Annotated in this window: 15 protein-coding genes; 12 read left to right on the forward strand and 3 right to left on the reverse strand. The window is 45.4% G+C overall.

Translation table 11 applies throughout. The features are described from left to right. The first annotated feature begins 19 nt into the window (after positions 1–19). From ACBP46_RS01265 to acnA, 10 genes are all read left to right on the forward strand, one after another. On the forward strand, positions 20–1,450 hold the full coding sequence (locus tag ACBP46_RS01265; protein ID WP_371014922.1) for an aldehyde dehydrogenase family protein: 1,431 nt from the start codon (positions 20–22) through the stop codon (positions 1,448–1,450). A gap of 53 nt (positions 1,451–1,503) precedes the next feature. Next, on the forward strand, positions 1,504–2,520 hold the full coding sequence (locus ACBP46_RS01270; RefSeq protein WP_371014923.1) for a TRAP transporter substrate-binding protein: 1,017 nt from the start codon (positions 1,504–1,506) through the stop codon (positions 2,518–2,520). Between the two features lie 60 nt (positions 2,521–2,580). After that, on the forward strand, positions 2,581–3,120 hold the full coding sequence (locus ACBP46_RS01275) for a TRAP transporter small permease (RefSeq protein WP_371014924.1): 540 nt from the start codon (positions 2,581–2,583) through the stop codon (positions 3,118–3,120). Further along, the gene (locus ACBP46_RS01280) at positions 3,108–4,388 is read left to right on the forward strand and encodes a TRAP transporter large permease (protein WP_371014925.1); all 1,281 of its coding nucleotides are present in this window, start codon (positions 3,108–3,110) and stop codon (positions 4,386–4,388) included. The genes ACBP46_RS01275 and ACBP46_RS01280 overlap by 13 nt, the downstream gene beginning before the upstream one ends. A gap of 14 nt (positions 4,389–4,402) precedes the next feature. Continuing rightward, positions 4,403–5,215, forward strand: a complete 813-nt coding sequence (locus ACBP46_RS01285) for a 3-ketoacyl-ACP reductase (protein WP_371014926.1) — start codon at positions 4,403–4,405, stop codon at positions 5,213–5,215. A gap of 34 nt (positions 5,216–5,249) precedes the next feature. Continuing rightward, positions 5,250–7,343 (forward strand): hydantoinase/oxoprolinase family protein, encoded by a 2,094-nt coding sequence (locus tag ACBP46_RS01290; RefSeq protein ID WP_371014927.1) that lies wholly within the window; start codon positions 5,250–5,252, stop codon positions 7,341–7,343. Positions 7,344–7,352: 9 nt separating this feature from the next. Next, on the forward strand, positions 7,353–9,011 hold the full coding sequence (locus ACBP46_RS01295) for a hydantoinase B/oxoprolinase family protein (RefSeq protein WP_371014928.1): 1,659 nt from the start codon (positions 7,353–7,355) through the stop codon (positions 9,009–9,011). Between the two features lie 154 nt (positions 9,012–9,165). Further along, entirely contained in the window at positions 9,166–10,080 is a 915-nt protein-coding gene (kdgD, locus tag ACBP46_RS01300) for a 5-dehydro-4-deoxyglucarate dehydratase (protein WP_371015403.1), read from the forward strand. Positions 10,081–10,127: 47 nt separating this feature from the next. Next, positions 10,128–11,036 carry an ornithine cyclodeaminase family protein gene (locus ACBP46_RS01305; RefSeq protein WP_371014929.1) on the forward strand — a complete coding sequence of 303 codons (909 nt, stop codon included), beginning with the start codon at positions 10,128–10,130 and terminating at the stop codon, positions 11,034–11,036. 170 nt (positions 11,037–11,206) lie between these two features. Beyond that, a complete protein-coding gene (gene acnA, locus ACBP46_RS01310) occupies positions 11,207–13,963 on the forward strand; it encodes an aconitate hydratase AcnA (protein ID WP_371014930.1) in 2,757 nt (918 codons plus the stop codon). Positions 13,964–14,035: 72 nt separating this feature from the next. On the opposite strand, the gene pgi is transcribed toward acnA, so the two are convergent. Beyond that, positions 14,036–15,592 (reverse strand): glucose-6-phosphate isomerase, encoded by a 1,557-nt coding sequence (pgi, locus tag ACBP46_RS01315; RefSeq protein WP_371014931.1) that lies wholly within the window; start codon positions 15,590–15,592, stop codon positions 14,036–14,038. A gap of 204 nt (positions 15,593–15,796) precedes the next feature. Between pgi and ACBP46_RS01320 the strand changes: the two genes are divergently transcribed. Further along, on the forward strand, positions 15,797–16,885 hold the full coding sequence (locus tag ACBP46_RS01320; RefSeq protein WP_371014932.1) for a tartrate dehydrogenase: 1,089 nt from the start codon (positions 15,797–15,799) through the stop codon (positions 16,883–16,885). 35 nt (positions 16,886–16,920) lie between these two features. On the opposite strand, the gene ACBP46_RS01325 is transcribed toward ACBP46_RS01320, so the two are convergent. Beyond that, positions 16,921–17,535 (reverse strand): flavin reductase family protein, encoded by a 615-nt coding sequence (locus ACBP46_RS01325; RefSeq protein ID WP_371014933.1) that lies wholly within the window; start codon positions 17,533–17,535, stop codon positions 16,921–16,923. 139 nt (positions 17,536–17,674) lie between these two features. Between ACBP46_RS01325 and ACBP46_RS01330 the strand changes: the two genes are divergently transcribed. Continuing rightward, positions 17,675–18,643: an AraC family transcriptional regulator gene (locus ACBP46_RS01330; RefSeq protein ID WP_371014934.1), complete on the forward strand. Its 969-nt coding sequence runs from the start codon at positions 17,675–17,677 to the stop codon at positions 18,641–18,643. Here the strand turns inward: ACBP46_RS01330 and ACBP46_RS01335 are convergent. Beyond that, positions 18,638–20,476, reverse strand: a complete 1,839-nt coding sequence (locus ACBP46_RS01335) for an SLC13 family permease (protein ID WP_371014935.1) — start codon at positions 20,474–20,476, stop codon at positions 18,638–18,640. The genes ACBP46_RS01330 and ACBP46_RS01335 overlap by 6 nt on opposite strands. Between the last annotated feature and the right edge of the window lie 4 nt (positions 20,477–20,480).

Here is a 20,480-nt window from a genome sequence, read left to right on the forward strand (position 1 = left end):
GAAATCAAAAAGGACGAAAATGACACGCTTCGATAATTTTATTAATGGCGAATGGGTTACAAGCACTGAATACACAGCAAACTACAACCCTTCTGATTTGAGTGATGTGGTTGGTGAATATGCGCAGGCAAGTATTTCCCAAGTCAACGAGGCAATTCAGGCAGCACAGTCTGCTTTTAAACAATGGTCATTAGCTTCTATTCAAGCGCGTGCTGATGCCCTAGACCAAATTGGCACTGAAATTTTGAAACGAAGCAGGGAAATAGGCGAACTTCTAGCTCGTGAAGAAGGTAAGGTTTTGCCTGAGGCTATCGGCGAAGTAACACGAGCTGGCAATATTTTTAAGTATTTTGCTGGAGAGTGTTTACGCTTAAACGGAGACACCTTACCTTCTGTACGACCTGGTGTTCAAGTTGAGGTCATTCGTGAGCCTGTTGGGGTAATAGGGTTAATTACACCTTGGAATTTTCCTATAGCTATACCTGCTTGGAAAATAGCTCCTGCCTTAGCTTATGGTAATTGTGTAGTTTTTAAACCAGCGGATCTAACTCCCGGCTGCGCATGGGTATTGACGGAAATTATTTCACGAGCAGGTTTGCCGGCTGGTGTGTTTAATTTAGTGATGGGGGCTGGACGTAGCGTAGGCAATTGTATTGTAGAGTCACCCCAAGTTGATGCTGTTAGTTTTACTGGTTCTGTAGCTGTAGGGCGCTCAATTGCTGAGCGTTGTGTACAACGTCAGGCTAAAGTGCAGTTAGAAATGGGAGGTAAGAATCCTCAGGTGATTTTGGATGACGCTGACCTAGAGCAAGCAGTGGAATTAAGTATACAAAGCGCTTATTTTTCTACTGGGCAGCGTTGTACAGCATCAAGTCGCTTAATTGTAACGGATAAAATTTATGAAGCGTTCAAAGAGAAATTACTAGAAAAATTAATTTCTTTGCGTGTAGGGGATGCGTTAGACCCTAATACTCAGATAGGCCCAGTAGTTTCAGCTCAACAACTGGAAAATAATTTGAACTATGCCGACATAGGAGTTAAAGAAGGGGCTCAGCTTTATGGTGGTCAACGTTTAGATTTAGCAAAAAAAGGTTTTTATCAAAGGCCGGGGTTATTTGTTGAATGCACACCTGATATGCGAGTTTGCACAGAGGAAATTTTTGGCCCAATGGCAAGCTTATTAAGGGTTAAAGACTATGAGGAGGCCTTGGCTATGGCTAATGTCACACAGTTTGGCTTAGCTGCTGGCATAGCTACGCAGTCTTTAAAGTATGCCCAGCATTTTAAACAGCACGCTCAAGTAGGGATGGTTATGGTTAATTTACCTACTGCAGGTGTTGATTATCACGTACCTTTTGGGGGTAGAAAAGCCTCCTCGTATGGACCTCGTGAGCAGGCAAATTATGCAAAAGAGTTTTATACCTCTGTAAAAACAGTATATGTTGCATAAAAATTAGTACGACGTAGTAACTATAAAAGCAAATGAAAATCTAGGAGACAAAAATGGAATTAAAAAAGCGTAGCAAAGGGTTAAGCGGTTATTCAGGCGTGCGACAGGTATGTGGCGCTTTAGTGATCGCAGCGGGTTTAGCAGTAACTCAAGGAGCCGTAAATGCAAAAACTTTACGTTCTGCCGATGTGCACCCAAATAATTACCCCACCGTTGAGTCTGTCAATTATATGAGTGAAAGGCTCAAAGAAATGACCAACGGGGATTTAGATATTAAAGTCTTTGGCTCTGGGCAGTTAGGGAATGAGAAAGCAACACTAGAGCAAACGCGTTTCGGCGTGCTCGATATGAATCGTATTACTTTAGGAGAAATTAATAATCTCGTAGAAGATACGATTGTATTGTCTTTGCCTTATGTTTTTAGATCTAAAGAACATATGCGCAAAGTGGTAGATAGCGAAATAGGAGCTGAGATGCTTGCTTCGCTAGAGCCTCATGGCTTAATTGGTCTAGCCTTTTTTGATGCTGGCTCGCGCAATATTTACAACAGCAAACATGAAGTCAAAACACCAAATGATTTAGCCGGTCTGAAGATTCGAGTGCAGCCATCGGATATTTTCCTCGACATGATTAATACACTGGGAGCCAACGCAGTCCCAATGGGATTTAATGAAATGTACTCAGGGTTACAAACAGGCGTAATTGATGGCACTGAGCAAAGTTGGCCTACTTATGAGTCTACGAATCATGTAGAGGTGGCTAAGTATTACTCGTTAACCGAGCATTTAATGTTACCCGAGGCTCTAGTAATGTCGAAAATAACCTACGACAAATTAACAGAAGAGCAGAAAAAAGCAGTTCATCTAGCGGCTCAAGATGCTAAGTACAAAATGCGTGACTTATGGGATGCCCGAGAAAAAGAATCAGAGCGTATCGTACGGGAAAAAGGAGCCATTATTGCAGAGGTTGATAAGCAGCTGTTTATGGATAAAGTGGCTCCTGTGCAAGAAAAATACTTAAAAAATGAACGGTTAAAAACACTTTTTGATCGTATTCAGGCCGTCGAGTAATAACACGTTCGATGCACTTATGTCTTAGTAGACATAAGTGTCCCTCAAGGGGTTTTAAGTATGGATACGTTAATTAATCAAAACGTAAGAGAAGAAGCAAAATCCTCCGGGATTCGCTTAGCTTTGCAGTTGCTGTGTGATCTGGCTCAATGGATCTCACGCCTATGCTTATTAATAATGACTATTATTATTGGCTGGCAGGTTTTTGCTCGATATGTACTAAATGCATCACCAAGTTGGAGTGAGACCACCTCCATATCTTTAATGGGTTGGTTTGTTTTAGTTGGGGCAGGGGCTGCCGTTCGATATCGAGACCACTTAGGTTTTACAGTTGGATTACTACTAATGCCGGCTTCAGTGAGGCGTTGGGTGGTGTTATGCGGAGACCTATTAGTTGCGCTATTTGGTGTAGGCATGTTTGTTTTTGGTCTCGATTTAATTCGCGGCACGTGGAATGTGATTATGCCAGGTAGTTTTTTGCCTCAGGGGGCGCATTACGTACCGCTGTCAGTAAGTGGGGTGCTAATTTTTCTTTTTAGCTTAGAAAACGTAGTGGAGAGTTTGCAGACCAAAGCTGGGGAGACGACATGGAGCAAATAGTTTTATTTGGTGTCTTCCTTATATTAATGGCGATTGGTGTGCCAGTAGCATTTTCTTTAGCTATTTCTGCTTTAAGCACAGCGTTGTATATGGGAGTGCCTCCTTTAATTGTGTTTCAGCAAATGAGCGAGGGGGTTGGGTCTTTTGCCATGATAGCCATTCCTCTTTTTATCTTTGCTGGAGAGCTGATGATGCGAGGTGGCGTGGCTGACCGCATGATTAATTTTGCAGGCAGCTTGGTGGGCCATCTACGCGGAGGACTGGGGCAGGTCAACATTATGTCTTCAGTATTTTTAAGCGGGATTTCCGGCTCCCCTATTGCTGATGCGTCAGCGATTGGTGGAATTATGATTCCACAAATGGTGCAACGCGGGTACGCACGTAGTTATTCGGTAAACGTCACAATTAGCAGTGCCGTCATCGCATTGATGATTCCGCCCTCACCAAATTTAATTCTTTATGCTATTGCTGGAGGGGGTGGGATATCCATTGCAGATTTATTTACTGCAGGTATTTTTCCAGGTTTATTACTGGCATTTGCTTTATTAATAACTGCGTATATTCAGGCCGTTAGGAAAGGTTATCCAGCAGAACGTTTTGCTGGGTATTACATGATTTTAAAAACATTAATTGCTGCTATTCCTGCCATTATTTTAGTAGTAGTAATTTTTGGCGGAGTGCGCTTCGGTATTTTTACGCCGACTGAAAGCTCATGTATAGCAGTAATTTACGTATTTGTAGTGATGTTGCTGACATATAAAGGGTCTTCTTTTCGCATTTTGATGGAGGCTGTAAGTGCCGCAGGTCGAACTACAGCAATGGTGTTATTTATTATTGCATCGGCTGCTGCATTTGGTTGGTTTATGGCATTTTTGCAAGTCCCTACCTCAGTTATTAATGCCATGAGTGCCATTTCAGAGAACCCTATTGTTGTTATGGCTTTGATTTTGGTTACTTTACTGTTGTTGGGCACTTTCATGGATCTATCACCAATGGTGATTATTTGCACCCCTATTTTTTTACCAGTGGCTATTAATTTTGGTATTGATCCTGTGCATTTTGGAATAGTCATGATTTTAGCCGCTGGCATTGGGTTATATACGCCTCCGGTGGGGACTTTATTATTCGTGGGGTGCGCTATTGGGAAAATTGGAGTAGGAGAGGTATTAAAAACCATTTGGCCTTATTACCTGACTAGCACCGTGGTTTTGTTAATAGTCGCTTATGTGCCGTGGTTCTCACTCTGGCTGCCTGCCTTATTTCGTTAATTATTGGATGATTTATGAAACATACCAACACAGAAATCCCTCAAAACCTTAATCCTCACTCAGGGCAAGTTGTATTTATAACGGGTGCGGCTGGGACGATTGGGAGTGCCATCGCACGTCGATTTGCACAACAAGGGGCGAAACTTGCCTTAATGGATAAAGTTGAGCTTAACCAGTTGCAGGCATTGGAAGCCGAGTTAAAAGCCCAAGGCGCATCTCACGTAATAAGTATTCAAGGTGACTTATCTAACACAGAACGTCATGCAGAGTGGGTACAAAAAATCGTACAAGAAATGGGTCCGATTCATTGCTTAATAAATAACGCCGGCATGGGAGCGTTACGTCGAGCAGATATGCTTGAGCTAACTCCAGAAGCATTTGATGTTGTGATGAATGTGAATTTAAAGGGCACTTTTTTCCTTACTCAAAAAGTAATGGCTCATATGCTAACGCAGCAAGAAGTCTCCCATCCCAGGGCCATCATTACCGTTTCATCAATAAGTGTAGACGTTGCATCAGTAGAGCGGGTTGAGTACTGCATGTCGAAGTCGGCTTTAGGCATGCTGACTAAATTAGTGGCATTACGTTTAGCTGCAGCAAATATTCCAGCGTTTGATCTACGTCCTGGCATTACACATAGCGGGATGACAAAACCAGTCGAAGCACGTTATGACAAGTTGATAGCAGAAGGACTAGTGCCTATTGGTAGATGGGGAGAGGGTGAGGACATGGCAAATATTGCTTTGTCTTTGGCTAGCGGAAATTTTGCGTTTGCAACAGGAACAGTAATTCAGGCCGATGGCGGTCTGACCATACCAAGCTTATAAAAAATGCTGTTTTTTGACATGGTGGAGATAGTAGATGAGTTTAAATAATCAGTCAGTGCGTGTAGGTGTAGATATTGGTGGCACGTTTACTGACGTGGCATTAGAAGTGGGTAAAGAGTTATTTACTACCAAGGTCTTAACTGACTACACCGCGCCAGAGCGCGCTATATTGAAAGGATTAGGGCAAATTTTAGATCAGGCAAAATGTGATTTTGCTGATATTGATGTCATTATTCATGGCACAACGTTAGCAACGAATGCGTTGATTGAGCGTCGTGGGGTAAGTACCGCTTTAATTACAACTGAAGGTTTTAGAGATGTAATTGAAATGCGTACCGAGAATCGCTTTGAGCAATACGATTTAAATATTGTTTTGCCCCCTGCGTTAATAGAGCGAGAGCACCGGTATGTGATTTCTGAGCGCATGGACGCTCAAGGCCGAACTTTAGTTGAGCCTGATATGGGTCAAGTTGAGGCCTTAATCGATGAGATTGAAGCAAAAGGATACGAGAGCGTAGCAATTGGTTTTTTACATAGTTACGCCAATGGTAAGCATGAAAAACAAGTACGCGACGCGCTATTAAAACGTTTACCTACTCTAAGCGTGTCTATCTCTTCTGAGGTTTCGCCACAAATTCGAGAATACGAGCGTTTTAATACCGTATGTGCTAACGCTTATGTTAAACCGCTTATCAAGTCCTATTTAGCGCGTTTAGTGGATGAGTTAAAAAATCAAGGTGCGTTGTGCGATGTTTTTATGATGCATTCTGGAGGCGGTATTATTTCAGTGGAAACAGCAGCTGAGTTTCCAGTACGGCTAGTTGAGTCTGGTCCAGCTGGTGGTGCAATTTTCGCTGCTCATATCGCCGAGCGCTTTGGTCTAGACTCTGTATTATCTTTTGATATGGGCGGTACTACAGCCAAAGTATGTTTGATTGAGAACTACACACCAAAAACAGCAAAAATTTTTGAAGTAGCTCGTACGTATCGTTTCAAAAAAGGGAGTGGAATGCCTATTTCTATTCCTGTGGTTGAAATGGTTGAAATCGGAGCGGGTGGTGGTTCCATTGCTTCTGTTGATGGTATGAACCAAATTCGAGTCGGTCCTCGCAGTGCAGGATCAGAGCCGGGTCCAGCGTGTTACCAAAGAGGCGGTGAAAGCCCGACAGTAACAGACGCAAATCTAGTGCTAGGTAAACTTGATCCTGACTATTTTGCAGGCGGTGCTATGCAACTCAGCATGGACTTAGCTAAGGCTGCCATTCATAACGATATCGCAACACCCCTTAATTTAACGACAGAGAATGCTGCTTATGGCATTTTGGAAGTTGTTGACGAAAATATGGCGAATGCGGGCCGTGTCCATGCCGTTGAAAGCGGTTATGACCTAGCGGGCTTTACCATGATTACTTTTGGTGGGGCAGGTCCTGTACACGCTGCGCGCTTATGCGAAAAAATGGCAATTGATGGCTTTCTGGTACCGTATGGTGCGGGGGTAGGTTCTGCTTTGGGTTTCTTACGGGCACCTTTTGGGTTTGAGTCAGCGCGTAGTGGTTTTATGAAACTCAATGTCTTTGATGCCGAACGTGTGAACCAATTATTAGTTTCCATGCAAGAAGAAGCCACTACTTTTGCTCGCCAAGGGTTAAAAGATGTAGATCCGGTTTTAGAGCGTGTGGCATATATGCGTTATGCCGGCCAGGGCTGGGAGATTCCTGTAACAGTGCCGGTACGTGATTTTACGGCTGCTGATCAACAATACCTAAAAGACGAGTTTGAAAAAGTGTATATCCGCTTTTTTGGACGAGCAATCGACGGGTTGGATGTAGAAATTGTTAGCTGGTCTGTACGGGCCTCAAGTTCACCCGCAGCAGTAGAGCGCCTCGATAAAGTAAAGAAAACTCAGGTAGCTAAACCGCAAAGTCAACGTTTAGTTTTTGAGTCCAAATTAGAGAAGTTCGTTGAGTCAGGCATTTACAATCGTGACCTGCTTAATGTTGGTGATCAGGTAATAGGGCCTGCAGTCATTGTAGAGCGTGAGACGGCAACTATTGTGCCATCTCAATTTGTGGCCACGGTACAAGCCGATTTGTGCTTGTTCGTAGAAATCGATAAGCAAGCAAAATAGGTGTTGCCCATGTCAGTCAATATGAATCATATCCATAGTCAAGTTATGTGGAACCGCCTTATTTCGGTGGTTGAAGAACAGGCTCTTACTTTAATCCGTACTGCTTTTAGTACAAGTGTGCGTGAGGCAGGCGACCTGTCAGCTGGTGTGTTTGATGAGCAGGGACGTATGCTTGCGCAAGCCGTAACCGGTACACCTGGGCATGTAAACGCTATGTCTGAAGCGGTAGGGCATTTTATGCGTGCTTTAGGTGTGGACACGATGGCTGAAGGAGATGTGTATATCACTAATGATCCGTGGAAAGGTACAGGGCATTTACATGACATCACCGTGGTTTCGCCCGTTTTTCGCAACAAAACCTTAATCGGATTTTTTGCTTGCACTGCACACGTTGTAGATATTGGCGGTCGTGGTTTTGGTCCTGATGGCCGTGAAGTGTATGAAGAGGGGCTATTTATACCAATTATGCGCTTTGCTACACGTGGAGAAGTCAATCGAGACTTAGTAAATATCGTGCGCAATAATGTGCGTGAAGCGGATCAGGTGGTAGGAGACATCTATGCTTTGGCTGCGTGTAATGAGATTGGAGATCGCCGTCTTCAAGAGATGATGAATGAGTTTCATCTAGATGATCTGAGCTCTTTAGGTGAGTACATCTTAGAAAATAGTCGTATAGCAACTCTGGCAAAAATTGCAGCTTTACCTAAAGGTAGCTTTAGCAATGAAATGCGAGTTGATGGTTACGAAAAAGAAATCACTATGCGTGTGAAATTAACGATTAGTGATGACATGGTAGTAGCAGATTATGATGGCACTACAGGTGTTAGTGAGTACGGCATTAATGTGCCTATGATTTATACCAAAGCGTATTCATGCTATGGCCTAAAGTGCGCCATTGCCCCTGAAATTCCCAATAATGCCGCTTCTTTAGCACCTTTTGATGCGATTGCTCCAAAAAATTGCATTTTGAATGCTCAGCATCCTAGCCCAGTCGCTGTACGTCATGTGCTCGGGCATTTCATCCCAGATGTGGTGTTGGGGGCCTTACATAAGTTTTTACCTGATCGTATCCCCGCCGAAGGTGCGGGCACTACTTGGAATATTCAAATAGGGGTAGATGCCGCTCAAGAGGGCTTAGACCAAAAAGAATCCACACAAATTCTGATGTTTAATAGTGGCGGCGGTGGTGCTCGTCCTCAATACGATGGTTTGCACGCGACTGCGTTTCCTAGTGGTATCCATACTATGCCCGTTGAGGCTACTGAGCAGGTAGGGCCTATCGTTGTTTGGCGTAAAGAACTACGTCCAGACTCTGGTGGTGCAGGTCAATGTCGCGGAGGGTTAGGTCAAATAGTTGAAATAGCGGCTGCTGATGGTTACTCGATGTCGTTTAATGCCATGTTTGATCGTATTTTGAATCCAGCCTTGGGACGTGAAGAAGGGCAAGCAGGTCTAGCAGGGGGGGTACAGCTAAGCGATGGCACGCCACTTAAAGGTAAAGGTTCGCGAGTATGCGTACCAACAGGACAGCGTGTGATTTTAACTTTACCTGGTGGTGGCGGTTATGGTTCTGTTAAAGATCGTGATCCACAAAAAGTTCGCGATGATGTACGTAATGGATATATTTCCACAGCTACAGCTAAAGATATATACGGTGTAGATGTGTAAGTTTCGAACTTGAAAGTCATTTTAATGGCTTTCAAGCAGATTGATTAGTTAGCAGAGCAACTCATAACAGGAATTTTTATCTAACTCCTTAGTTATAGTCATAGGATGACATATGAGTTGATGCGCAGCTTCTTTTATTTATATTTAGGAGTTAATTATGAGTCCTCAAGAGTTAAAAACCGTTTTATCTTCTGGCTTATTGTCGTTTCCCATTACGGATTTTGATGAGAATCTAGAGTTTAATCGTAACTCTTATATACAGCGTTTAGAGTGGTTAGCACCCTATGGTGCCAGTGCTTTATTTGCTGCTGGGGGTACAGGTGAGGGCTTTTCTCTTTCTTTAGATGAATATGCCGATGTAGTCCGTACAGCTGTGGAAACATGTAAAGGTAAGGTACCTATTTTGGCAGGAATTGGCGGTAATACACGCCAAGCCATTCAGATGGGTAAGATCGCGCAAGAGTGTGGTGCGGCAGGCGTTATGTTAATGCCTCATTACCTTACTGAGGCCAGTCAAGAGGGTGTTATGCATCATGTAGACCATGTGTGTAAGGCACTTTCAATTGGAGTCGTCGTCTATAACCGTAATGTTTGTGAGCTAAACGCTGATCACATGGAGTATTTGGCAGAGCGTAACCCTAACTTAATTGGTTTTAAAGATGGCATAGGGAAAATTGAGTTAATGGCAAGTGTGCGTCGTCGAATGGGCGACCGCCTTACCTATTTAGGCGGTCTTCCTACGGCTGAGATTTATGCCGCCGCATATCGCGCTTTAGGGGTGCCTGTGTATTCATCTGCCGCGTTTAACTTTGTTCCGCGCACAGCAATGGAGTTTTATAACGCCATTGCAAGTGGAGATGTAGCAACACAAAATCGTCTGCTGGATGACTTTTTTCTTCCTTACGTGAAAATTCGTAATCGTGGAGAAGGCTATGGAGTAAGCATTGTTAAAGCAGGCGCTCGTTTGGTAGGCCACAGTGCTGGGCCAGTGCGTCCTCCTCTTAGTGAGTTAACAGGAGAGGAGGAGGAAATGTTGCTTGAGTTAATCCAAAAGCAAGGTGCTCAATAAAAATCTATGTAAGCCCACCTAATTAGGTGGGCTTTTTGAGGTGTCATATGTTGGTAATCACTAATGATGATGTGCGTCGGGTCACAGGCATACCCCGTTTGGAGCAAGTATTAAAGCAAGCGTACTTATCTTGGCTTCCTGACAAAGTAGCGATACAGCCTCGATTTCGGACGGAGGTCGATGGTTTTAGATTGGTGTCTATGGGAGCTGTACTTAAAGACATTGGCTATGCAGGATGTAAAATATACAGCTCTTATAAAAATAAGCTGTGTTTTAAAATATTATTATTTAGTACTAGTACAGGTCAGGCTTTGGCATTGTTGGACTCAGATGCTTTGACGCCGATGCGTACTGCAGCGAGTAGCCTTTTAGTCGCTCGTCGCTATGCTCAGCCAAACTCGCACTGTCTAGGCGTTATAGGATTAGGGCCATTAGGTATAGAACATATACGTCAGTTTATAGAGGTTTTTCCCATTTCCCAGGTTTTGGTTTGTGACCCTAAAGTGTCTAGTGCCTATATAGATGCGGAGTTAACGGCAAAGGGCATAGAGGTGCATCAGGTAAATGCAGAAAAATTGGCACGTTCAAGTCAAATTATAGTGACGGCTACTCGTAGCACTACTCCCGTTTTACAAAGCTCATGGGTGCAAGAAGGCACATTTGTAGCTGCTATAGGATCTTGTTTAGCTCATGCTCAAGAGCTAGATCCACATCTGATAGATAGAGCGCAAAAAATTGTGGTTGAGTGGCCCGAGCAGACTTTAAAAGATACAGGCGACTTGTATTTGTATGCAGATCAAAAAGCTCTTCTAAATAAGATAGAGGCCATGACAAAAACACTACAAGAAAATGACTCAGCTTATGACTCAAGGAACATAGTGATCTATAAGGCTGTAGGTATTGCTCTTGCCGATATTGCAGCAGCAAGTCTAGTGTATGAGCAGTATAAATCTTAGCTTTTGTATTCAGTGGTTAAAAACATAGGAAGTCATGCACTGTTGTGGTCGCTTTTTTTAATCCGTGTATGATAAAGAGAACGACTCAATTAGCTGTAGCCTCTCCAAGTGCTAGCGTTGTGGGCATGTAGGCCGAGGCCAGTGTCTGTTTTTGCTTAAGGAGGCTTCTAATGTCACATCCCAATAGCTTTAAAGCCCGTCAATCGTTATCGGTAGGCACTCAGAACTACCAAATTTTCCAGCTTTCTGCACTCCAAGACCAAGGCTTAGATGTTCAGCGTTTGCCGTACGGTTTAAAAATCCTTTTAGAAAACTTACTTCGTACTGAGGACGGTGTAAACGTCACAGCAAATCACATCCGCTTTTTAGCCAGCTGGGATCCTCAGGCTGAGCCCGACTACGAGATTGCATTTAGTCCTGCTCGTGTGGTCTTGCAGGATTTCACTGGGGTGCCGGCAGTGGTGGATTTGGCTGCTATGCGCGAAGCCATGGCAAGTCTGGGTGGTGATCCGCAGCGCATTAATCCTTTGGTGCCTGTGGAGCTCGTAATTGACCACTCTGTCATCGTGGATGATTTTGCTCATAACCAATCCTTCCAACGCAACGTAGAAATTGAATATCAGCGTAACGTAGAGCGTTATCAGTTTTTACGCTGGGGGCAAGATGCTTTTGATAATTTCAAAGTGGTCCCCCCCGGAACAGGGATTGTGCATCAGGTTAACTTAGAGCATTTATCCCGAGTGGTGTTCACCGATGAGAAAGACGGCGTGTTACAGGCTTACCCAGACACCTGTGTAGGCACAGACTCACATACACCGATGGTGAATGGTTTAGGCGTAGTGGCATGGGGGGTGGGTGGCATTGAAGCCGAGGCGGCTATGTTAGGTCAACCCATATCTATGTTGATTCCGCGTGTGGTGGGCTTTAAGTTAACGGGTAGCTTGCCTGATGGGGTGACGGCCACCGATTTGGTATTAACTATTACAGAAATGTTGCGCAAGCACGGCGTAGTAGGGAAGTTTGTTGAGTTTTATGGGCCGGGTGTTAGCGCGGTGCCATTGGCTAATCGTGCCACTATCGGCAACATGAGCCCAGAATATGGTTCTACTGTTTCGATGTTTCCTATTGATGAGGAAACGTTAAGCTACATGCATTTAACTGGGCGTAGCGAACAACAGGTGGCTTTAGTTGAGGCCTATGCTAAAGCTCAAGGGCTGTGGCACGACCCTGCCCATGAGCCGGTGTATTCAGAGTATCTAGAGCTTAATTTATCGACTATTGTGCCTTCCATTGCTGGGCCCAAGCGTCCCCAAGACCGTGTGCCTTTGACTTCGGCTCAATCCGCCTTTAGAAAAGAATTAGCAGTATTAAAGGGAAATAGGGATGGCAGCGAGGTCGATGAGGCGTCCAAGGAGTCTTTCCCTGCCTCTGATGCGCCTTCTTTAGAGCAACCTAAAAAAGCGGCGAGCTGTGTGGTGGTGTCACAAAGTGATGGCACCCATTATGAATTAAATGATGGGGCTGTGGTGATTGCGGCCATTACATCATGCACGAATACGTCAAACCCTAGCGTTATGATTGCGGCTGCACTGGTAGCTAAAAAAGCGCATGAAAAAGGCTTAACTCGCAAGCCATGGGTTAAAACTAGTTTGGCACCAGGCTCACGCGTGGTCACCGATTATTACGAGCGAGCTGGTCTTACTCCTTATTTAGATGCGTTAGGCTTTAACTTAGTTGGATACGGTTGCACCACATGTATTGGTAATTCCGGTCCCCTAATTCCCGAGGTAGCTCAGGCCGTGGATGCTAACGATCTAACGGTGGTGTCGGTGTTGTCAGGTAACCGCAACTTCGAAGGGCGCATTCACCCACAGGTGAAGATGAACTACTTAATGTCTCCCCCTTTGGTGGTGGCCTATGCCATTGCGGGCACCATGAATATTGATTTACAAAAGGCTGTACTAGGCCAAGACACCAACGGCCAAGATGTGTACTTAAAGGATTTATGGCCTAGCGCTGCTGAGGTTCAAGCGGTTATGGATCAAGTCATCGCCAAAGACATGTACAGCAAAGGCTACGAAGACGTATTTGCCGGCGATGCACGCTGGCAGGCCTTATCTACGCCAAGCAGTCAGCAGTTTGCTTGGGACTCACAGTCCACCTATGTACGCCACCCGCCTTATTTTGAGAACATGCCAGCGCAACCTGCACCAGTAACAGATATTCATGGTGCACGGGTTTTAGCAAAATTAGGCGACTCAGTCACCACGGATCACATCAGCCCAGCGGGGGCAATTGTAGATATGACACCGGCGGCGATGTATTTAAAAGACCATGGTATCGAACCCAAAGACTTTAACTCATATGGTTCACGACGTGGTAACCACGAGGTGATGATTCGCGGTACGTTTGCTAATGTACGTTTACGCAACCAATTGGCCCCAGGTACTGAAGGGGGCTATACACGTGATTTCACTCAACCCGAGGCTCCTATAGCTACTATTTACGATGCGTCACGTCATTACCTAGCGGCTAATACCCCATTAGTGATTTTAGCGGGTAAAGAGTACGGTTCCGGCTCATCCCGAGACTGGGCTGCCAAAGGTACTGTGCTGTTAGGGGTACGAGCGGTTATAGCCGAGTCATACGAACGTATTCACCGTTCTAACTTGCTTGGTATGGGTGTGCTACCACTGCAGTTCCCCAAAGGGAGCACAGCTCAAAGTCTTGGCTTGTTAGGGGACGAGGTATTTGAAATCACCGGGGTTAGCGTATTGAATCAAGGTCAAATCCCTAAGACTGTGCATGTAAAAGCTGGCGATGTTGAGTTTGAGGCCATTGTGCGTATTGATACGCCATCTGAAGCCGATTACTACCGCCATGGTGGCATCATGCAGTATGTGTTGCGGGGTTTGAAAAACGCGTAACCGACTTTAAAACTAGATGCGTTAATTTAAAATGCGGCCTAAATGGCCGCATTTTTTGGGGCTGTGTCTTCGTTACAGACCACGTGTTTTAAACTGTTCAATCCAATACGTAGTGGAAGGGTCATGGGTTTTGACGCAGGGTTGATTTTGCAACTCGTTAGTGATGTCAGTGGCTAAAATTTTGCCGTACTCTACACCCCACTGATCAAAAGGGTTAATGCCCCACAATACTGCTTGGACAAATACTTTGTGCTCGTAAAGTGCAATCAAAGCACCCAAATGGTAGGGCGACAAGCGGGGCAGCACAATTAGGCTATTAGCGCGACCGCCTTGGTGAATACGGTGTTTGGCTAGCCAACGGGCTTGCTCGGGCTCATGACCTTGAGCTAGGCATTCCTCGTAGGCTTGGGCCTCTGTTTTTCCGCGTAACATGGCCTCACGCTGTGCTAAGCAATTAGCCAGTAGGCTTTGATGATGGCTGGGCCACTGGTGCTCGGCTTCCTGACACACAATAAAATCCACCGCAGCGCCGTCACTGCTTTGGTGCAGCCACTGAAAAAACGTATGTTGTGCATCAGTACCAGGCATACCCCAAACAACAGGCCCAGTCGGTACGGGAACGGCTTCGCCACAGACATCTACCGATTTACCTAGGGACTCCATCTCGAGTTGCTGCAAATAAGGTACTAAATGCATTAAACGGGAATCGTAAGGCGCTAAATTTAATGAGCTAATACCTAGTACGCTACGGTTAACTAGGCCGTGCAAGGCCATTTGTACCGGTGCATTATGGGCTATGGGTGCCGTTTCAAAGTGTTTATCCATGGCGGCAGCGCCTGAAAGCATGCCAGCGACAACATCAGAGCTGACGCTTAAAGCGGTGGTTAAGCTAACACTGGACCATAAGGAAAAGCGTCCACCAACCCAATCCCAAAATTTAAAGATTTGTTTATCTGGAATACCCCATTTTTTGGCTTGTTCTGGGCGCGCTGTAATAGCTACCACTTGCTCTAGCGGGTTGCGTACGTTGGCTGCTGTTAGCCATTCAATTGCGCGCGAGGCGTTTTTTAGGGTTTCTGCAGTAGTGAAGGATTTAGAGGCCACCACGATTAAGGTGTCGTGCGGATTTAAATCGGCAAGACCCGCTTTTACAGCGTGCCCATCAATATTGGCAATAAAACGAACTGAGCGCCATTGTTTGGTATAACCAAAAGCAGCCACCGTTAAGCGTATGCCCCAGTCGCTACCGCCAATACCAATATGCACAATATGACGCCAACGTCGAGCAAGATCGGACTCACGAATAAATGCGTTAAGGCGCTCTCGTTCTGCCATGACCTCTGGGATGGCAGCCGGCTGGCGTAACATGCTGTGCCAAGCTGCCCTGTTTTCAGTAATATTGGCAATACCACCGTCTAATAGTGTTGCCCGTTGTTGGCTAAACTGCCGTTGCTCTAGTAAGTCTAGGCCGGCTTGGGCAAGCTGGGGACTGTAGCGTTGCCCACTTAAATCTAACGTTAGGCCTGCCGCATCAATTAAACGCAGCTCATTGTGCAAAGGATTCGCCTGTTTGGCGGCCGCACTAAAAGTAGACCAGGCGGGTAAAGAGGTAATAGACGATGGCTTCAAGGTAGAATATACGAGCGAAAAAATTAACAGGTAGGCCAGATGTACAGATTAGCCCACGGGTTGAAATAAATACAAAAAAAGATGTTTTAATTTAAAAAACAATAATTTTTAAATCAAAATAATACCATTTATTTATTCTGTACTTTAGTTTAAAAAACTCTGTAAATTAAATACAGATTGTGAAAGAAGTTAAAGGAGTTTTAAGTGAAAACACACCGTATTGCAGTAATTGCTGGGGATGGAATTGGTACAGAGGTTATGCCAGAAGGGCTTAGAGCGCTAGAGGCAGTCAGCAAGGTATTTGGTATTCAGTTTGATTTTAAACATTTTGATTGGTCTAGTGCTGAATTTTATCAAAAACATGGTCAAATGATGCCTGATGATTGGTTTGAAACCATTAAAGATTTCGATGCGATTTTATTTGGTGCTGTGGGTTGGCCTGAAATCGTGCCTGATCATGTTTCCTTATGGGGGTCATTACTTAAATTCCGTCGCGAGTTTGATCAATATATTAATATGCGTCCTGTGCGTTTGATGCCTGGGGTGCCTGGGCCTTTAGCAAATAAACAGCCTGGTGATATTGATTTTGTAGTCGTTCGTGAAAACACGGAGGGTGAATACACCAATCTTGGGGGCAAAATTTTTGAAGGCACTGATCGTGAGGTGGTGATTCAAGAGTCTGTGTTTACGCGTATAGGTGTGGATCGTGTCTTGAAATATGCATTTGATGTGGCACAAAGTCGTCCTAAAAAACACCTTAGCTCGGCTACTAAGTCTAATGGCTTAGCAATTAGCATGCCGTATTGGGATGAGCGTTTAGAGCAAATGGCACAGCACTATCCTGAGGTTCGTTGGGATAAGCATCACATTGATATTATGACCGCACGCTTTGTCTTGCAGCCCGAGCAATTTGATGTGGTGGTGGCATCTAATTTATTTGGCGATATCTTGTCTGATCTAGGGCCAGCGTGTACTGGTACCGTGGGCATTGCGCCTTCGGCGAATTTAAACCCTGAGCGTCATTTTCCATCCTTGTTTGAGCCTGTACATGGTTCTGCTCCAGATATTGCCGGTAAAAACATTGCTAACCCTGTTGCAATGATCTGGTCAGCCGCGCTGATGGTAGAGTTTCTAGGCGCAGGCGACGCTACGCATCAGGCAGCGTACGAGGCCATGATGCAAGCGGTAGAACAAAGCTTAGAGCATGGGCCACGCACGGCGGATCTAGGCGGTCAAGCCAATACAACCGACGTGGGCAAAGCAATTGCTGCACTAATTGAAAAAGCAGCCTAAGCCTTTAGGCCACTAGGGTTATATAGGCCTATGCGTTATTTGGGTCTGTACATATGGAATAAGGTCTGGTCGCTAATCTCATAATAATCGGCCGGACCGCCCCCGCGTAATATGGGCTGGGCTGCAGCACAATGATAAATGCCATCCTTAATTAAGGCGGGGTCAATGTGAACCGCAACAACTTCACCAATTACCATCCACGTATTGAGTGCGTCTTGGTTTTGGTCAGTCATTTGAAAGTGCTGAGTCACTTTACATTCAATGGAAACAGGGCTTTGAGCCACGCGCGGTGCTGCAATCAGTTGTCCTGCTAATGGCGTAAGTTGGGTAAGGTCGAATTCGTTGACAGGCTGCTCTAGACTGCTTTGGTTAACAGCTTCTGCTAACGAGCGCGTTGCCAAATTCCACGTAAAGACCCCTGTCTCAATAGCATTACGCACGCTATCTTTATATCCAACGCTAGAAAAGGCAATTAATGCGGGCTTGTAGTTGAAAATATTGCAGAAACTGTAGGGGGCGAGGTTTGGCTGCCCTGCTGTGTCTTGTGTACCTATCCAACCAATAACGCGGGGGCCAACAATAGAGCTAATGGGATCATGGCGTAAACCATGTCCGTTCTTGGGCTCGTAAGTATGATAATGATCTTGCACTGTTTTTTCCCAAAAAACGATAGCGAGGTGTTCGGGAATGTCCCGATAATAAACCACATACTTTACAACTAAAATAATAGATCGGCAATTCACTGAATCAGTCGCTGCATTTATTTTGCAGTTATCCAGAGGGTTTGTTATGACATCCCTAAGCCCATGGCAACAGTTCGTTTCTACTGACTTAGACCTCGTGCAGTCGTCTGTCAGTACCTTAATCAAGCCACATCGTCTCACTCTTAACAACACCACACAGCCTTTGCAAACTCGTTTGCGTTTTGTGCAATTAGGGCAGGTGGGTGTGATGCGACTCGGTTATGGGGCGGATGTTCGTATTCAGCCCGAACAGTTAGCCGGTTTTTACCTTATTCAGCTTCCTCAGTATGGGCAGGCCACGGTGCGCAGTGGTAATGAACAAGTTGATTCATCTCCCCATGTTGCCACTGTATTAAACCCTAATGTAGACATTGATATGGTGTGGCGAGCCAACAATGAGCAACTCATGCTTAAAATTGATCGGGCCTTGGTAGAACAAATCGCCCCACATTTTGAGCAAGGAAACTGGTCGCCTTCATTTATGTTTCCATTGCGGTTTCAAGCTCATCAACAGATGAGCTGGCGCTTGATGATGCGTTATGTTATTGATTGTGCCCGTCATTCTGAGTCCGTATTAAGCTCCCCATTAGTAGTAGCTCAACTTGAGCAATTGGTGGTGACTACCTTTTTAGATTTACACCCACCTATAGATAGCCCTACACCACGGCGCACCGATCAAGTTTTGCCGCGTTCAATCCGCTTGGTTGAACAGTACTTACACGAGCATGCGGATCAACCTATTCGTCTCGAGGAGCTCGCGGCCTTAGCCCAAATAAGTGTACGTAGTTTGCACGCTGGTTTTCAGCAGTATTGCGGCATTAGTCCCATGCAGTATTTACGTCAGATTCGTCTAGATCGGGTACGGCACGAGCTGTGCCAACCTAGTCCAGACTCGGTAACTCAGGTGGCACTGCGTTGGGGGTTTATGCATTTAGGCCGTTTTAGTGCTGAATACAAGCGACGTTTTGGTGAAAGCCCTAGCCAAACACAACAACGCATGCGCTCTGCTTCATAGGGGCCACAAATACAAAATCAAGGGCAGTGTTAACGCAACAATTAATATGTCTAATGGCAGCCCCATACGCCAATAATCATTAAATCTAAAGCCTCCGGGCCCTAAAATTAAGGTGTTGTTCTGATGACCTATAGGGGTTAAAAAAGCACACGAAGCCCCAATAACAATAGCCATTAAGAACGTATCGGGGTTGACGCCAAGCTGATGAGCCGTACCCAATGCCACTGGGCTCATAACGGTAGCAGTAGCGGCATTGTTCATCAAATCGGATAGCAACATAGTGGTGACCATAATCAGACCTAAAGCCCAGACCGCATGACCTTGGGCTCCGTAGTCGAGTAAAAGCTTGGCAATTTGTGCTGCAGCCTGAGTGCTTTCTAGGGCTTGGGCAACCGGTATTAATGCTGCTAGCAATACAATTACAGACCAGTCCACAGCATTATAAATTTGGCGTAAAGCAATCACATTAAAAAGTAAAAGCAATAGCACGCCTAGCATAAAACTCAGAGCGGCTGAAAATAAGCCAGAGGCGGCAAGGGCCACAGAAAGTACCATAATGCCGTTTGCTAACAGCATCTTGCGGCGGTCGGGTACGCGTAGGGCTCGTGCCGCTAAAATAGCGCAGCCACCGTTTGAGGCAAAGTTACTGATGCGGTCTTGGGGGCCTTGGAGCAGCAACACATCACCAGTGCGCAGGGGTGTGTTGCGCAATCGGGTTCTAGAGCGCGTGCCTTGACGTGAAATAGCCAATAAATTGACATGGTATAAAGCCCGCAGGCGTAGATTGGAGGCGCTGCGTCCAATTAATGAGGAGCCGGGCAGAATAACCAACTCAGAAAGCTCGGTATGAGTAGGTGGTTGTTTTTTATCGGAGTTTTTAGTGTCATTTGCCGAGTCAGAAGAAGGTGCTGGGACTGTATCAGACTCGTCGGTAGGTGGTACTAATTCGCGATCTTCATGAAAAACTAAATTGAGTACATCTAGGTTTTTAGCTAACACCTCTGGGTCGGACTCAATTAACAAAATGTCACTTTGCTGTAATTGCAAAATAGGGCTGGGGCTGTGAATGGTGACTTTTTCACGAATTAGGGCTAGCACTTGGCTATCGGTAGCCGCCAGTATGTCTTGGACTTCGCTTAAACGCATACCAATGGCCTTGCTGTCCTCGGCGACGCGGGCTTCGGTCAGATACGAACCGGTTTCAAAAGCGTCGGCATGGGCCCGTTGACGCATAGGGATTAAGCGCCATCCGATTAAAGAGATAAACAGCACGCCTGCAACCGCTAAGCTAACCCCAAGCGGGGTGAAATCAAACATGCTAAAAGCTTTGCCTGTGGCTTCGGCACGGTATTCCGACACAATTAAGTTAGAGGGGGTACCAATTAGTGTGGTCATGCCGCCTAAAATGGTCGCGTAAGAGACCGGCATGAGGATTTTTCCGGCCGGTATATTGTGTCGTTGCGCCACTTGTAACGATACGGGCATCAGTAGCGCCAATGCACCTACATTATTCATAAAGCCGGATAGAAAAGCTGCTAAAGCTGTTAAGGTTAACAGCGAGACCGTTATATTGCTTTTTTTAGGTAATACGCGTTCAGCTAATACATCAATGGCACCGGTTTGCTGCAAAGCATAACTAAGAATTAATACACAAGCCACCGTGACCACGGCTGGGTGACTAAAACCACTGAATATAGCATCGCTGGGAATGAGGCCAAGCACGCTACTGAGTAGAAGTGCGATCACAGCCACCACATCGTGACGCCAACGACCATAAATAAATAGACCTAGCGTTAGGAGTAAAACACCAATAGCTAACAGGGCAGGGCTCATAGTC

This window comes from Paenalcaligenes hominis (assembly GCF_041359055.1).
Classification (GTDB): Bacteria; Pseudomonadota; Gammaproteobacteria; order Burkholderiales; family Burkholderiaceae_B; genus Paenalcaligenes; species Paenalcaligenes hominis_A.

Coding starts and splice junctions, on each gene's coding strand:
- ACBP46_RS01305 (WP_371014929.1), top strand. CDS start 10,128: ATGTTGGTAATCACTAATGATGATGTGCGTCGGGTCACAGGCATACCC.
- ACBP46_RS01265 (WP_371014922.1), top strand. CDS start 20: ATGACACGCTTCGATAATTTTATTAATGGCGAATGGGTTACAAGCACT.
- acnA (WP_371014930.1), top strand. CDS start 11,207: ATGTCACATCCCAATAGCTTTAAAGCCCGTCAATCGTTATCGGTAGGC.
- ACBP46_RS01330 (WP_371014934.1), top strand. CDS start 17,675: ATGACATCCCTAAGCCCATGGCAACAGTTCGTTTCTACTGACTTAGAC.
- ACBP46_RS01295 (WP_371014928.1), top strand. CDS start 7,353: ATGTCAGTCAATATGAATCATATCCATAGTCAAGTTATGTGGAACCGC.
- ACBP46_RS01275 (WP_371014924.1), top strand. CDS start 2,581: ATGGATACGTTAATTAATCAAAACGTAAGAGAAGAAGCAAAATCCTCC.
- ACBP46_RS01280 (WP_371014925.1), top strand. CDS start 3,108: ATGGAGCAAATAGTTTTATTTGGTGTCTTCCTTATATTAATGGCGATT.
- ACBP46_RS01290 (WP_371014927.1), top strand. CDS start 5,250: ATGAGTTTAAATAATCAGTCAGTGCGTGTAGGTGTAGATATTGGTGGC.
- ACBP46_RS01285 (WP_371014926.1), top strand. CDS start 4,403: ATGAAACATACCAACACAGAAATCCCTCAAAACCTTAATCCTCACTCA.
- ACBP46_RS01335 (WP_371014935.1), bottom strand. CDS start 20,476: ATGAGCCCTGCCCTGTTAGCTATTGGTGTTTTACTCCTAACGCTAGGT.
- ACBP46_RS01270 (WP_371014923.1), top strand. CDS start 1,504: ATGGAATTAAAAAAGCGTAGCAAAGGGTTAAGCGGTTATTCAGGCGTG.